The sequence below is a fragment of the Vibrio penaeicida genome (genome assembly GCF_030689305.1).
Taxonomy (GTDB): Bacteria; Pseudomonadota; Gammaproteobacteria; order Enterobacterales; family Vibrionaceae; genus Vibrio; species Vibrio penaeicida_B.
Genome location: NZ_JAUYVM010000014.1, coordinates 34,408 through 50,055, shown reverse-complemented (window position 1 = coordinate 50,055; position 15,648 = coordinate 34,408). Strand labels below are relative to the sequence as shown.

At 45.3% G+C, this 15,648-nt stretch carries 12 protein-coding genes; 5 read left to right on the top strand and 7 right to left on the bottom strand.

Features of this window, described 5'->3' with window-relative positions:
* Positions 1-32: 32 nt before the first annotated feature.
* The 3 genes from Q8W40_RS19995 to Q8W40_RS19985 all read right to left on the bottom strand — a co-directional run bounded on the left by Q8W40_RS19995 (position 33) and on the right by Q8W40_RS19985 (position 3,692).
* Positions 33-1,559 carry a sensor domain-containing diguanylate cyclase gene (locus Q8W40_RS19995; protein WP_305399697.1) on the bottom strand — a complete coding sequence of 509 codons (1,527 nt, stop codon included), beginning with the start codon at positions 1,557-1,559 and terminating at the stop codon, positions 33-35.
* 625 nt (positions 1,560-2,184) lie between these two features.
* The gene (locus Q8W40_RS19990; RefSeq protein ID WP_305399696.1) at positions 2,185-3,315 is read right to left on the bottom strand and encodes an HlyD family secretion protein; all 1,131 of its coding nucleotides are present in this window, start codon (positions 3,313-3,315) and stop codon (positions 2,185-2,187) included.
* Entirely contained in the window at positions 3,315-3,692 is a 378-nt protein-coding gene (locus Q8W40_RS19985; RefSeq protein WP_305399695.1) for a DUF3302 domain-containing protein, read from the bottom strand. The genes Q8W40_RS19990 and Q8W40_RS19985 overlap by 1 nt, the downstream gene beginning before the upstream one ends.
* Positions 3,693-3,905: 213 nt before the next feature.
* Between Q8W40_RS19985 and Q8W40_RS19980 the strand changes: the two genes are divergently transcribed.
* The gene (locus tag Q8W40_RS19980) at positions 3,906-4,799 is read left to right on the top strand and encodes a DMT family transporter (RefSeq protein WP_305399693.1); all 894 of its coding nucleotides are present in this window, start codon (positions 3,906-3,908) and stop codon (positions 4,797-4,799) included.
* Between the two features lie 116 nt (positions 4,800-4,915).
* Here the strand turns inward: Q8W40_RS19980 and Q8W40_RS19975 are convergent, their stop codons facing one another.
* The 4 genes from Q8W40_RS19975 to deoD all read right to left on the bottom strand — a co-directional run bounded on the left by Q8W40_RS19975 (position 4,916) and on the right by deoD (position 10,383).
* Positions 4,916-6,499 (bottom strand): GGDEF domain-containing protein, encoded by a 1,584-nt coding sequence (locus tag Q8W40_RS19975; RefSeq protein WP_101111654.1) that lies wholly within the window; start codon positions 6,497-6,499, stop codon positions 4,916-4,918.
* Positions 6,471-7,970 carry a hypothetical protein gene (locus Q8W40_RS19970; protein ID WP_305399690.1) on the bottom strand — a complete coding sequence of 500 codons (1,500 nt, stop codon included), beginning with the start codon at positions 7,968-7,970 and terminating at the stop codon, positions 6,471-6,473. Before Q8W40_RS19970 ends, Q8W40_RS19975 begins: the two co-directional genes overlap by 29 nt.
* Before the next feature lie 180 nt (positions 7,971-8,150).
* Positions 8,151-9,620, bottom strand: a complete 1,470-nt coding sequence (locus Q8W40_RS19965; RefSeq protein ID WP_101111652.1) for a lactate dehydrogenase — start codon at positions 9,618-9,620, stop codon at positions 8,151-8,153.
* A 52-nt stretch (positions 9,621-9,672) separates the two neighbouring features.
* Positions 9,673-10,383, bottom strand: coding sequence for a purine-nucleoside phosphorylase (gene deoD / locus Q8W40_RS19960; protein ID WP_126609686.1), 711 nt, complete (start codon positions 10,381-10,383; stop codon positions 9,673-9,675).
* Positions 10,384-10,797: 414 nt separating this feature from the next.
* Between deoD and Q8W40_RS19955 the strand changes: the two genes are divergently transcribed.
* The 4 genes from Q8W40_RS19955 (at position 10,798) to Q8W40_RS19940 (ending at position 15,611) form a co-directional block, all read left to right on the top strand.
* A complete protein-coding gene (locus tag Q8W40_RS19955) occupies positions 10,798-11,829 on the top strand; it encodes a LacI family DNA-binding transcriptional regulator (protein WP_305399687.1) in 1,032 nt (343 codons plus the stop codon).
* A 337-nt stretch (positions 11,830-12,166) separates the two neighbouring features.
* Complete coding sequence (locus tag Q8W40_RS19950) at positions 12,167-13,252, top strand: ABC transporter substrate-binding protein (protein ID WP_305399686.1); 1,086 nt, start codon at positions 12,167-12,169, stop codon at positions 13,250-13,252.
* Between the two features lie 242 nt (positions 13,253-13,494).
* Complete coding sequence (locus Q8W40_RS19945) at positions 13,495-14,355, top strand: ATP-binding cassette domain-containing protein (protein ID WP_305399684.1); 861 nt, start codon at positions 13,495-13,497, stop codon at positions 14,353-14,355.
* A complete protein-coding gene (locus Q8W40_RS19940; protein ID WP_305399682.1) occupies positions 14,352-15,611 on the top strand; it encodes a sugar ABC transporter permease in 1,260 nt (419 codons plus the stop codon). The genes Q8W40_RS19945 and Q8W40_RS19940 overlap by 4 nt, the downstream gene beginning before the upstream one ends.
* The last annotated feature ends 37 nt before the right edge of the window (positions 15,612-15,648 follow it).

Genomic DNA, 15,648 nt, shown 5'->3' with positions numbered 1-15,648 from the left:
TAGTCTCTGATTTCTTACAAAATGAGTGTGCTCTATGCGATAACTGTTTGGTTACGGCCCATTTTCTTCGCTTCATAGAGTGCCATGTCGGCATTTTTCATAATATCGTCGACTTGAACATCTGGCGAACTAACGGTTAAACCAATGCTGACTGTTACCGTGAGGGATTTCATGCTGTGTTGATTTTTAGCAATAGCGAGATGAATTTTTTCAGCAACCCAGTGCGCGCGGTCGAGGCTAGTGTCCTGTATAAGCACCACAAATTCTTCACCACCCCAGCGACAGGTCACAGACGATTGGCTCGCGACTTTTTTAATGGCAGCGGCAATAGAACGGAGTACTTCATCGCCGACACTGTGGCCGAAGTTATCATTGATCTTCTTGAAATGGTCAATGTCGATCACCAATAATCCACATTTCTGTTGGTTGCGTAGAGATTGCTGGAATATAGGCTGAATGAAAGAGTAAAAACCACGTCGGTTATAGAGACCCGTTAAAGGGTCAACCAGCATAAGTTGCTTGTTTTTCTTCGCGGAGACATAGGTAAAGAAAGACAAAATACTCAGTACACAACCCACCATCAGTAAAGACCAAACTGTCGATGACGCTTTCATTGCTTCTAGCAGCAACGTGGTCTTTTTCAAACGGTGAACTAAAAAGAGTTCTTTACTAATGGTTGGTGTGCAGTAAAACCAACCTTCATTCGATTCTTTCCAGCCCTGTCCAGTATCTGTAACCAAAATGGGCAGTTTGTCTCCCAGAGAAAATGCGCTCAAGCTTGCAGTCAATTGTAGGTTTTCATCAACTAAATAGGATTCACCCGGTGCTTTGCCCACTTTTAGCAAGGAAGTCATGAGATCCATTCCAATATCTATCGCTACAATGCCAAGGAACTCGTCTCCGCGATACACAGGATCGGAAATGGTGATCATCAAACCTTGTCCAGCGGCATCATCATACAACTCAGTGACAACCTGCTTTCTTTCGGGGTTAGTTTTGGGCAACAAGCTTGTCCAAAAAGGCTTTTCATACAAAATATCACTGAACTGGAAGGATTCGACGGGGAGTTTCGGTGAAAGAAACAGAAAACGATTCTTTGATAAGTAATAAGCCCATACCGTCATTTTTAGATCATCGATAACGGTACCCGCTTGCTCATTGATGGACAAAACGGCGGCAATCTCTTCAGCAATGGGGTCTGTAGACGATTGGATAGGGACATCCATCGTTAAAGTACCTTTAAGCCAATCCCCTAACTTTGGTTGATCAAACGCAGAGAGAGCATAGGTGTTGTATTCAGGGTAGTAAGTGATTTCTTTAATCAGGTCCGCTCGAGCTTTTAGAATCGATTTTTGTTGAACATCTAATTCAATCGAGTTTTTCATGGCTGTGTTTTTCGCAGACATCAATCGAACATACAGACGCAGCAAATTCGAGCGTACTTCCAAAGCGGACAACGTTGATTGGCGAATATTTTCAGCCTGATAGTGAAAGTGTGACAGACCAAGGGCCAGAAATACCACTATAAGAGCAATGGGGTAAAGGGTAAGTTTCGACATCTGAGTTTCTTGTTCTATTGCCCTTAGGTTTGATGAGAGAATTAGGGTGGAAAGCGATCTGGATTCAAGCATTTAGGCTGAACGTTAGTCATTCACCAAATTACTGATAGATCATACCGAACCTAAGTACTATACGAGTTTGATTTTTAACTGATAGTTTTGCTACTACATGGAGGGGTTGAGCCATAAATACAAATTTTTGGGGTTTGGTTAAGCAGTGGTATCTAAGGGAGTTTGGGTTTTAATACTGCAAACCTAAGGTATATTGATATTTAGAGCTACTTGTTTGTATTCTATCGGATTTATCGATCTGTGGTACTTATTGTATATGTCCTTAGGATATATGTGTTTTGATTCACTTGGTAAAGCCTGACTCAGACCTGAGACGAAATTGTTATGCTTTGCAATAAAAGAGGAAATGAATCTCATGGTTTATTACTGTTTTTACGTTCTAGCTATTGTTGTAACTTGTAAATAAACCTGGCCAATTCCTGTTTGGTTTAATTTCAAATTAAAGGCAGTGAGGATTGGTTCCCCCTCTTAGGTTAACCCCATATCATACTTCGATATGGGGTCTATTTTCTCTTTCTTCTTTTCTGTGGGCTTTGTTTTGATGACCGCTCGATTAGTGATCCAGATATAAGTAATTTTGCCAGCTCTTCATTCGGATAAGAACTTTGCGCATCACTGAAACATGAGTAAAGCTGTCTGAGTAAACGGCTATCTCTGCATTACTTCCCATTGGGAGGTGATAGGCAGAAAGATCGTCTGTGATTTTGAGTTTCACTAACGCTCGTCCGTTGTTTTTCAGCGCGCTTGAATTAAGCAGCGAACCCGATGCTTGTACCTGCCCTTCACCAATCGCTGGGATCACTTCGACTACCTCACCTCGAAAAACCTTTCCTGGTAATGCACGGAATAAAAATTCCGCTTCGAAGCCAGCTTGTAAGCGTTGTAAGGAATTTTGTCTGAACGCACCTACGTAAAACTCATCTTCAGTGTGAACAAATGTCATGACTGGTCGCAAGGGTAACGGTACCGCCATCATGCCAGGGCGAAGAGCTAACTGCGTGACATAGCCGTCAGTTGGAGCTCGGACAATGGTTTCATCCAAATTGAACTGTGCTTGAGCTAACTCGGCTTTCACACGAGCAATGAGGGTGTTCTCGCCATCTATCTCCGATTTGTAGGCTAATTCTGCCTGTTTTACTTTTGCAAGAGAGGCTTCATAACTGGCTGTTGCCGCTTTAAAGGACTGACGACGCGTATCGAGTTGTTGCTCAGTAAATGCGCCTTTTTTGAACCCTTTGTTGTATCTTTGGAATTCTCTTTCTGCTTTATCTTTGTCGGCCAGTGCTTTTATCGAAGCGGCTTGAGACTCTTTGAAAACAGAGGCTAATTGCAAAACGGTTTGTTCTGCTTCCGCAAGAGCAGATTGCCGCCGCACGACTTCTGCTTCGAACAACGTCGGGTCAATCTTAAACAGCGGGTCACCCTTTTTCAGTGGTGTATTTGCCTTGGCAGACACTTCCACTACTTTTCCTTGAACACTAGGAACGACCGGTGTGGTGGTGTAGTACTGACCGCCGTATTGAGTGAATGGGTGATTGTAATTCATGAGGAGAATCAAGGTGCCAATGAGTAATACGCCACCGAGAACAGCCGTTGGAACCGTCCACTTGTTTAATGGAATCTTGAAAATTTTAAAGATGGCGATACACAGAGCGGCGTATGTCACTATCAGTAGTAAATCCATTACGCGTCTCCCTTCTGTGCTTCTTGATTTTGGGGAGCAGCCTTCGTCATCTTGAGCTCTGCGAGTTCTTTTTGCAGTTCCGCTACCTGATAGATAAGAACATCGACTCTGTGGTGGATATCCTGTTGCTCCTCCTCAAGTTTATGGAATCCCCAACCTCGTTCTTTACGCCAAAGCGTTGCCCAGATCCATAAGAAAGGCCAAATCGCATGTAATGTAAATAAACTGACCCAACCAGAAACATGAATGGCATCTTGGTGAGGGTGGTCTCGCTCCTTGGCGATTTCGTAAGGAATGTCGTGAATGACAATGATCCCGTAAAAAATGACTAGGGCGACAAATATAAGCAATCCTAAGGCGAAATAATCAAGAAACATAAAACCTTGTCCTTCTGGTTTCTTTAATAAGAGAGAAGTGAATAGTGATGTGAGCGCAGCATAATGATATGACGTAACAGACTCTAATATATCGCTAGATTCATATGCAGACCAAGTTTTATTCGAAGCGCATCAAGAGAGGTGTGAGCCAAATGGTGTTAGCGCGTGGAATGTGCGACCATTTTGTTTGAACGTCATAAATAAGGATGTGAAGTGGACTACATTGGTGAGGCTTCAGCGATTGGAGCTGCAATTGTTTGGGCAATAGCAACATGGATATACGGTCAGTTCAGCCACCAGTTTTCTGCCATGCAATTGAATATTGTTAAAGGTGTGATTGCGTCTGCCATGATGTTGGTGGTGATCCCGTTTATGCCGATGCCTGATGATGGATGGGTAATGGAAACGGGACACTTTGTTATCTTGGCGGTATCCGGTGTTGTGGGTATTGCAATAGGTGACAGTGCTTATTTTGCTGCACTTAAACGCATCGGTGCAAACAAGACTCTACTGTTAGAGTCGCTTGCTCCACCGTTGTCGGGTGTTCTTGCGTTAGTGGCTCTCGGATCAGAGCTGAGTATGCAAAGTTGGCTAGGCGTGGTTGTGACCACGGCTGCGGTCACTTTTGTTGTCATTACCCCTTCTAGTACAGACCAAAAAGCATCAATGGTCGGGATTGGCTTTGGGCTTTTGGCGAGTGTGTGCCAAGCAAGTGGCGTGGTTATTTCCCACTACGCCTTAGTCGCAGGGGATATCCCCCCACTATGGGGAGCCCTTATCCGATTGAGCATTGGTGTTGCTGCCGTCGCTATGGTGATTCGACTATTGGAACCTCAACCTTTCTCTGGTATTAAACGTCATTGGAAAGGGATGAATGGTAAGCAGCACATAAAGTTACTCCTTGCCATTTTTGTTGGAACATTCTTAGCACTTTGGCTTCAACAAATTGCACTGAAGAACGCTAACCCAGCCATTGCCCAAACACTGATTGCAACCAGCCCGCTGTTTATATTGTTTATTTATGGATGGAATGGCGAGCGTGTATCCTCTACCAGCGTGATAGGTACATTGGCAGCCGTCGGCGGAATTTCATTGTTTTTCCTATAATTCTTTTTAATGGTTCAATGAGCTAGGGTAAACGATTTTACGCTGATAGGGTCATGTAAAAAAGCCATCCTAAACAACAGAGGATGGCTTTTCAGTGACTGAGATTGATTGGGAAATTAAACCTCGTAGCAGACTTGGTTTCGACCTTTCGCTTTGGCTCGATACAGCGCTTTGTCCGCGCGGTAGAAGGTACGTTGTGTGTTTTCACCTTCCCTGTGATTGGTGACGCCTACGCTCACTGTTAGCCCACGTTCACCCAATATATCGTGCCAGCCGAACTGGAAAATACGCTCTCGATAGTGCTCGGCATGCAACACGGCTTGGTCGACATTGGTATTTTCAAGGATAACCAAGAATTCTTCTCCCCCAAATCGTACACAAGATGCGCCGCGGAATCGGAAGTGCGCCGCCAGCTCATGTGACACATTCACAATGGCTTTGTCGCCGACTAAGTGGCTGAGCTCATCATTGATCGATTTGAAGTGATCAATATCGATGACCATCAATGTGAAAGGGGTTTCATGCAGCAGGAGATCTTTGAGTTTCACATCGAGCCAGCGTCGGTTGTGCAAGCTGGTTAATGGATCGGTAAAGACGTCTTGCTGCAATTGCGCCACTTTGTCTTTCTGAGTTTCGGTGGTCTCTTTTAATTCTTTGTTTTCTTGCTCTGAAAGAATCAATTTAAGCTGGAGTTCAAAGCGAGATAAGCGACGAAGCTGGAAACCTGCCAAGTCACTGATTGGGATATTTTTGACCAAATCCGTACCAATTCTGAACGCTTTCTTTTCGAAGGCGAGGGCTTGCTTGAAATCTTTTTGCGAGGCAAACACATCGCTGAGTGATTCATACAAGCTTTTCAGCAATACGGGGGAGTTATTCAGTTTGATGCGCTTGACCGCAGAATTGAGCGTGTATTCTGCAAGATCGGTTCTCCCGATAGCGTTCAAGCTTCTGGCCAGCTCTAGACGCATCATATTTGAAAGCCAGTAAGCACTAACGTTGTTTAACGAATAACGCGCTTTTGCCAAAACTTCTAACGCTTCGTGGTACAGCTTCTGTTTCCGAAGAATTCGTGCTTGGTAAAGAATGATTTGCCCGGCCAGTACCTTGTCAGAAACCAGAATACTGAGTTCTTCACATTCTTTAAGCAGTTCGTTGGCATTCGCAACACGACCTAACGAGATTAGGCAAGACACCGTATACAGCTTGCATCTTAAACGCAGCGAACGGCTACTGATGGCGTGGTCTATACCATTGATTTTTTGGTAATACTTGAGCGCCCGAGCGTGGTCGCCGTAAGCGTCACACAAATTACCCATGCCAAGTACAGCAATTACATAGTAATCAATATGACCAAACTCGACGGAAATATTCGATAATTCTACGCACTCTTTCAAAGAGAGGGCGTAGTCCCCATTTTCATAAAGGCGATCAGACAAAGCGGCTTTAATGGTGAGAATGTCTTCAACATCTCGAGGAAGTGAAAGTAAGGCAACTGCCTCGCGGAGTTCATCCAAACTGGCTTTGGGTTGGTTTAGCTTCGCTCTATACTCGGAGCTGATCAAAAAGCAATGCGAGCGTTCAAGGTTTGTTGTCGCGATGTGCTGACGAACGTGATCCCAAAAAATGATGGCATCTTCACCCGTAACGGAAGCCGGATCCAACCCAGCCTCAGAGACTTTGCTTAGTAACGCTTCCATTAGCATGCTCCGTTTCAGTGGATTTTTCGACCAGTTGATCGAGCGTGAATGGGAACGTCAAAATATCATGCAGTGACGTTTTTGGTGCTTCGCCTTTTAATCCTCGACGATCCCATGGGTACATAGAAATCATCTGGCTGACGACATCAAACAGCTTATTGGCTTCATCACCTTTCTCAGAAATTAGCATGCCAACACGAGATTCATCGAGTTGAGAAATCAAGTCGCTCCTTCCACATAAACAGTGGGCAAGCTCGATACAGATTTCTAAATAATTGCTGTCTTCGTGCTGAATCATAATGACCGCGTGATTGGACTTTTTCAGCTCTGACTTAAACAGAACCATTTGTTCCCACCAGTAGGTTTCGGATACGACATTAGAAAAGCGTTTTTCGCGGTTAAATTCGATTTGCCCACGAATGCGATTAATTAATTTACGAGCACGTTGTTCGAGCTGTCGTTTCGAGCCTCGTGCTTTATCCATGCCCAGTCGATTCGTTTGCTCTTTCAGCATATGAATGGAATAGCGACGGTACTTTTTAAATGCTTGAAGTGCTTGCTCATAATCGGCGCTTTCTTCAGCGACGACCGATTGCTGAAAACATATTTGAGACAGCAATTCGCCATTATCGAACGGTTTCGCGGCATCTTCAGCTTGCTGTAAGAGCTCGCCCGCAATTTTGAAGTCTTTACGTATCAGCTCTAACCTTGCTCGGCTAATAAATGAGTGCGCTTTCATCCAAGTTAAGTCGTGCTTCACGGCAAGCGTGTGTGCTTCCATTGTGGAGCTTTCAGCATCTTCTAAGCGTTCTAAACCAATCAGCGCCAACCCACGGAAATCGCATATTTCTGCACGCCAGGTTGGGTCTTGGTGATATTTCAACGCTTCTTCTGCGCCGTCCAATACCGAGAGCATTTCAACGTAATTGTTCAGTAGGTAGTAATCCCACGCCAGCAAGATTCTCGCTTTGCCTTCCAGCCAGTCAATACGAGCGTTGTTCGCCACTTTAACGGCCAGCTCGTGAGTCGATTTTGCAAGATGAATATCTTCGGTAATTCGCCAGACATTACCCAACCCGATAAGAGATTCGATTTCAATTGCGGATTCGCCAACTAATGCCGATTGTTCTAAGGCATTGATCCAATATTGCTGGGCGGAATAGTATTTGGCTTGACCCCAGAATTGAAGGGCATGAATGTGAAGAATTTCAGGGAGATAGTTATCGTTGTCTAATCGGTTTTGACCCGTTAGCGCTTCTTTGATTGCCTTCATGCCTTTCTGGTAGCTCATTAAACTCCAGTGGCAACGTGAAATCACGATGTACGCTTGGATAACCCCTTCGTGATAGAGGATTTGCTCGGCACGAGCTAAACATTGCTTCGCTTGGAGCAATACCCCTTCGGGTTCACTTTCAATTCGAGCACGTAGTTGCTCTAGCTCATTCTCAATTAATATCTGGGCTTTATCCAATGTTTAGTCCAAGCAGTTACGTATCTTAGTTTCAACTTTGTTATTATATTGTGCGCTCAATAAGAATGGCACTACCAATACAATGATAATAGCCACATTTTCTCAATGAAGTACAACATTTGTGGCAGTTTACCGTTTATCTCACTGATAAATGTGTCAGATTTTCACTGATTATCCAAATCAGGACAACAAAGTTCGTAATGTAAGAGGTTTGTCTGCCAGTCTAAGAAGCTGTGCTGGCGTCATACCGTTCTTATCTTGGTAGCACAAATTGTGCCAAGCTCGGAAAATGTCCAACAAAGGAAGCAAACCACCTGGGCGTAATTTGCGGCGAGGTTCGTTAATGAAGCTTTCAAATAATAGTTGAAAACGTTGCTGGTAATATTGCGTTTGCGTAGTGGTAGCAAGGTTTAGCCAGTGTTGGTGATCGGCATTATCGCCGGCTAGATAACAAATGCCTTTTGCGCGACTGTCGTTATTTTGAATTGCCCACCGATCGCGCCACCATCCCATATGGACGATGTCAATTTTTTGAGCAATCGTGCCTTCTTGTTCGCTGCTGTCTTCTTCTACGTACATCAAGTCAATATTATGGCGCTGTATTCTCGGTAGACAAACCGACAACGCTGCTGAACGCAAAATTGGGTCTTGCGGCATAAATATCGACACGCGTTTTTCATCCTCACACATATTTAAAACGTGGAGGTAGTGCGCATACGAGGTGTAAGGAGGACGAATCAATGCACCTTTCGACGGATAATTGAATTTCAGCAGATTTCCCATCGGGTCTTCTACGTTACCGCGCGCTAAAATTTCTTGGTACTTGTTGTCGATTTTCTCACGTAGTGAGCTTGCGGGGCGAGTAACAGCCTCAAAAGACTCTGGTTGGTATTCCTTAGAAACAAACCTAGCAGGGACTTGATATGGGTTGTGATCAACATTGCCTTGCGGCTCTTCATCAAACGAGTAGTTGACGTGTTGTGACAACACATAGCCTGAGTCAGCATCGGTGGTGACTATCCAAAATACACCATTTTGGCTGTGCGGCTGCAGTACTGTGTAATGCGAAGATAGATGGTATTGCTCGGCATGATTCATCCAGCGAGCATCAAACATCGCTAACTTACGTCGGCATCGGCTTGCGATTTGATCAACGTGATCGTAGAACGTTTTAGGATTGATTTCGAGCTTACGGCAGATTTCACGTACCGAATAGCCAGTGAACAAATACCCGAGTAAATGTTCTTGGAATTCTATTTTGGCATTACTGCCAGACCATTTATCCACGAATGTCGATTGACAACATTTGCAACGGTAGCGTTGCCTATCACCACTGTAACCAAAGGCATGGTAAAGATGTTTGTGGGTATGGACGGTTTTGCCGGCATTTTCACAATTGGGGTTACGACACGCCGGCAAACCGTCACTATGCACGGCTCTAAGCCTGCTCAGTTCGTTAAGAACCTCGCGATTATTAAGTAAGGGGGGGAAAGCACCACACTCACGGCACACCATCGCTGGACGTTTAGGGTTTGCATGCTGCAAAACATACCGATTTGCATCACTCAATCCAAAGTTGTCACACGCCAATGTTTTACAAAAGTTGAGTTGCAACCCATCTGCATCCTTTGGCAGTTTGCCGTCTGACACGATCGCCCCCTCGGGAATAAACTGGGCTGCCAGCAAAACTGGCAGCAATAAATTACAGGTTAATTGCGGTTTCTAGCGCAACGGTCATCATGTCATTGAACGACTTCTGACGATCTTCTGCTGAAAGCTTCTCACCGCGAATGATGTGGTCAGATACGGTTAATATAGTTAGCGCTTTAGCACCAAGCTCCGCCGCGACACCATAAATTCCCGCCGCTTCCATATCCACGCCTAAGATGCCTAGCTTTTCCATTTTTTCGAAAATATCGGCTTCTGGTGTGTAGAAAAGGTCGGCAGAAAATACGTTACCCACTTTTACTGGAACATTGTTCGCGCGCGCTTGTTTAACCGCTTCTTCCAATAGCCCGTAGTCAGCAACGGCTGCAAAGTCGTGGTTGGCAAAACGAATGCGGTTTACTTTTGAGTCGGTAGAAGCGCCCATACCGATAACCACGTCCATTAGGTTCACATCATCTTTTACTGCACCGCAGCTACCGATACGGATAATGTTTTTCACACCGTATTCAGAAATCAACTCGTGGGTGTAGATACAAGCAGAAGGAATACCCATTCCATGGCCCATTACCGATACTTTTTTACCTTTATAAGTACCAGTAAAACCAAACATGTTTCTTACATCACAAACTTGCTTTGCATCTTCTAGGAAGTTTTCAGCAATGAACTTAGCGCGTAACGGGTCGCCCGGCATTAGAACCGTTTCTGCGAAATCGCCTGCTTGTGCGTTGATGTGTGGGGTTGCCATAGTGATACTCTCCAAAGTGAGTTTTGGTAATTCGCAGGAATTGATGCGACAACAATTACCAAATCTGTTGAACAGGGGTTACTTCTTGACAGCAATACTAGCCCTGCGAGTAGTCATCCCTTGAGAGCTTTGTCACAAAAAATCCTAAATTTTCTCGAAAATGGAATGTTGATAACGAAATCTGTTGAAAGCGGGAATGCAATCGATTTGCTGGTGGGCAAAGTAAGTGTTTTCTTTCTTTTGAGCTCAAGGCTTGAGTACGTCATGTCTCTTTTAACAATCCTTTAAATCTTACTGAACAAATTATCAACAACGCGCTTGATTATTGACCATTTATTCAGTAACGTAATTTGAGTTAAACGTTTTACAGTAGATAAATAAAGGCTTCGATTAGTAAATAAGGGCTGTAGTTGCATGAAGAAACCTTCAATTCGAGAAGTGGCAAAACTGGCGGGAGTCTCTACAGCGACAGTCTCTAACGTGTTTTCTGGAAAGAAACCCGTTAACAAGGATCTTAAAGAGCGTGTTCAAAACGCTGCGGAGTCGCTTGGGTATCAAGTAAACCGAGTGGCATCTCAGTTACGCTCCCAGCACAACAAAGTGGTTACTGTACTGGTTCCGAATATTACCGATACATTTTTTGCCACCATAGTGACCTTATTGGAAAGTTTCGCTTACGAGCAAGGCTACGACGTGATTGTCGCAAGTGCTCATGACCAAACGGATATTGAACAATCGCGTATTCGGACATTGTTGAGCTGGCACCCTGCGGGGATGATTGTGGTCCCATGCTCGGGGAACCTTCCACAAATATTGATCGATAAAGCCGATGCTTGCCCCGTTGTGCTGGTAGACCGTGTCGCAGTCGATGAATCGGCACTCGATTCCATCACCATTAATAATCGAGACTCTGGTGAAATGGCGTGTCGTTACTTAATTGAGGCAGGGCATGAGAAAATTCTGACCATCGCATCCGATCTGTCTTTTCCTCCAATAAATGAACGTGTTGAAGGTGGAAAACAAGCTGTTGCGGCTCTGCTAGAAAATACAAATAGCGCGACTCATGATGTGATTGAAATTGGCGCCGACCTTGATGCCGGAGCCGTAAAAGTCGGGGAGTGGTTAGACGCAAACTCTCACCCAACTGCCATTTTTTCTCTCACCAACGTGACTACCCTCAGTACGCTAACTGCCTTGGCAGAACGCAACATCAAGGTAGGAGAGGATATTTCGCTACTGGTATTCGATGATTATGCTTGGATGTCGGCAAGAAGCGTAAGTTTAACGGCGGTGCGTCAGCCTGTTGAAGCAATCGCCAAACACGCGTGGGATAGGTTGATGTTGAGAATCAACAGAGATGCCGAGCAAAACGTGAAGCTATCGACGGTATTGGAAGCTGAATTGATAGAGCGAGCGTCGGTTTTGAATTTTGCGACAAAAAAATGATCGGATATACCACCTAAATACACTGGTATTTAAAGTGAATCTGAGTAATTTAAATGAGTAGTAATGATCAAATAAAAGCAGAAAGAAGGAACGAAAATGTAGAACAAACTTACATGGAAATAGACTTTACCAAAGAAAATCGACCCTACACTTTCGCTGGTTGTTAGAACTTAGGACAGTTCTAAAGTCTTTGTTTGTTGCAGCAAACAGAAGACTTTTGCACTTTAGTATACCCAAGTTTTAAAAGCAATACGGTGGAGGGATAAAGGAACAGCGGCTGTCGGACAGCTGCTGAGGGTACAGCTGTACCTGACATATCTTAAATGGAGTATTAACTATGAAATCCTTAGCCACGAAACTGTTGGCGAGCAAGCTGAAATCGGCAAGCAAACTGAGTGTTTCTGCCGCGTTGTTTGTCTCTTTAGGCGCGGTATCTGCGCAAAGTATTGCTGCCCCTCTGGTTGCATTTCTTATGCCCGACCAAGCCTCAACTCGCTATGAAGAACATGATTATCCCGGCTTTAAGGCGGCGATGAGCGAGCTCTGTTCAGATTGTAAAGTGATCTACCAAAATGCGAATGCGGATGTCGCGTTGCAACAGCAGCAGTTCAACTCCGTGATTACTCAAGGTGCAAAAGTGATTGTATTGGATCCGGTGGACTCAAGCGCCGCTGCATCATTAGTTGGGTTAGCGCAAAGCCAAGGAATAAAGGTCATTACGTATGATAGACCAATCCCAGATAGAGCCGCGGACTACTATGTTTCGTTCGACAATCAAGGCATAGGTAAAGCCATTGCCGATAGCTTGGTTGTGCATTTACGAATCAATAAAGTGTCGAAAGATTCAGGCGGCATATTGCAAATTAATGGCTCACCGACGGATGCTGCAGCGGGTCTTATACGAGATGGGATCGATCAAGGGCTAGACGGCAGTGAATACAGCACGTTAGCTGAATACGCGACACCAAATTGGGCACCACCAAAAGCGCAGTCTTGGGCAAGTGGTCAAATTAACCGTTTTGGTTCGAAAATCATTGGTGTTGTTGCGGCGAATGACGGCACCGGAGGCGGTGCGATAGCCGCGTTTAAAGCAGCGGGGGTCGATCCTGTACCACCTGTTACGGGGAACGACGCGACATTGGCTGCGCTTCAATTGATCATTTCTGGCGATCAATACAACACCATCTCCAAACCTTCTGAAATTGTGGCGGCAGCGGCAGCAAAAGTCGCGGTATCCATGTTGAACGGCGAAACACCGAAAGCCAAAACAACACTCTACAACACGCCATCTGAGTTATTTGTCCCTGAAGTGGTCACACGCGGCAACATCAAAAAGATCATTTTTGATTCCGGTATTGCCTCTGCTGATGACGTTTGTACTGGTCGCTACCTAGCGGGCTGTAAAGAATTGGGAATTAAGTAACGCTTTGTCCTCAAACTGGTCTCTTTAACCAGTTTGAACATGAGTGCCACCAGCCTTTGGTGGCGTGGCACTCTTTCATCAGACTTTTTATTATCTTTTTAGGTCTGAACTCAAAACGTTAATGGCGAGCGCTTTACTGCCTATTGCCCAAGATAAGAATCTGCGTATAGGTGGAAAGCGATAAACGAACAACGTTAAACGAAAAGTGTTGAATAAAAAACGCTTTGACTGGAGTGAGTTTTATGGCGTCGGATGGTTCATCTCAAGAACAAGCCCAAAAGCAATCAAACCAAACAGAATTGGATTCCAAAGAAGGCATTCAGCCTATTTTAAGCCTGCGTAATGTATCCAAGAATTTTGGTGCGGTCGCCGCATTAACCAACATCGACCTTGATGTTTACCCTGGTGAAGTGGTGGCGCTGGTTGGGGATAACGGGGCGGGAAAATCGACTCTGATTAAGATCCTTGCCGGTGCGCATGCACTAAGCTCAGGCGCGATTGCGTTTGAAGGTAAAGAAGTGGAATTCAAGAAACCAAGTGATGCGCTAGAGCTTGGAATTGCGACTGTTTTCCAAGATTTAGCCTTGTGTGAAAACCTCGATGTGGTCGCCAATATATTTTTGGGACAAGAGAGAAACAGCTTGAGTCTTGATGAGACGGAAATGGAAGTCAGGTCTTGGCAATTACTCAATGAATTGGCCGCTCGAATACCCAGCGTGAGAGACGTGGTTGCCTCTTTGTCTGGTGGACAGCGTCAAACTGTAGCGATTGCTCGTTCGCTACTTCTCGACCCTAAAATTGTGATGTTGGATGAGCCCACGGCTGCATTGGGAGTGGCGCAAACGGCTGAGGTTTTGAACTTGGTCGAGCGAATAAAAGCCAAAGGGCTAGGAGTAATCATGATTTCCCACAACATGCAGGATGTGCGTGCCGTAGCCGATAGGGTTGTGGTGCTACGGTTAGGGCAGAACAATGGGGTATTTAGAGCAGATGCATCCAATGAAGAGTTGATAGGAGCAATAACGGGCGCGACCGATAACGCAGCGATGGAGCGCGCGAACCGAATGGATAACGCGTCAACCGCAGTGGAGGAAAAGGTATGAATCATTCCTCTAATGTTACGCCGACTCCAAACCAATTACTGGATAGAAGCGATACCCGCGTTACTCACGCGGCTGGCTTGAGCGGATACATTCGCAAATTCATCGACCAGATAAAATCTGGAGATTTAGGCTCGTTACCCGTGGTGGTGGGGTTAATCCTTATTTGGGGGATCTTTACCTTCATCAATCCGATATTTTTATCGCCCAATAACCTCGTTAACTTACTTTTCGACAGTTCGACGGTCGGAATTATCGCACTTGGTATTGTTTGCGTTTTGATGCTCGGTGAAATCGACCTATCCGTTGGCTCCATGAGTGGTGTCGGATCAGCGATTTTGGGTGTGCTTTGGGTAAACCAAGGTGTGCCTTTGGGCATCGCGATCGGAATAAGCTTATGTTTTGGTGCCATGGTGGGCTTTGCATACGCTTCTTTAAGAAACAGTTTCGGTATGCCGAGTTTTGTTTCAACCCTTGCAGGGTTGCTCGCGTTGCTTGGTTTACAACTCTATTTGCTGGGTTCCACTGGCTCTATCAACTTGCCTTACGGTTCTTCAATGGTGAATTTTGGGCAATTAATGGTGATGCCAGATTGGGTTTCCTACTCACTGTCTGTATTCGCTGGTGGCGTTATTGCTGTTTCTGAATGGACACTTAGGCGCAAACGCAAGTCGGCAAACCTTTCAGCCAAAAGCGCCAAGTTCATTTGGGTGAAAGCGTTGGTGGTCACGGTATTGTTACTCGCAGTCAGTGCCTACTTAAATCAGGGGCGCGGCATTCCTTGGATGTTTGGTTTGTTTATTTTTCTCGTAGTCGCACTTAACTACGCGCTTACTCGCACCAAATGGGGGCGATACATGCTGGCGGTTGGCGGAAACGCAGAAGCCGCTCGCCGTGCTGGTATCAACGTGAAAGCCATCTACATTAGCGCCTTTGTAACCTGTTCTACGTTAGCGACTTTAGGGGGTGTACTTGCGGCTGCACGTTTGGCCTCTTCAAGCCAACAGGCAGGGACGGGCGATGTGAATCTCAATGCCATTGCTGCTGCGGTGATTGGCGGAACCAGCCTATTTGGTGGCCGTGGTTCGGCGTGGTCGGCGCTGCTTGGCATTATCGTCATTCAATCTATCGCGAGCGGTTTAACGCTGCTTAATCTCTCATCGGCGCATCGCTACATGATCACCGGTGCCGTTCTCGCTATCGCAGTGATTATCGATAGCCTTGCCCGCCGAAGCCGTGTTTCTCACGGTAAAGCGTAACGCCTCCAAACCGGTATTCATGAAAACCGGTAACGAT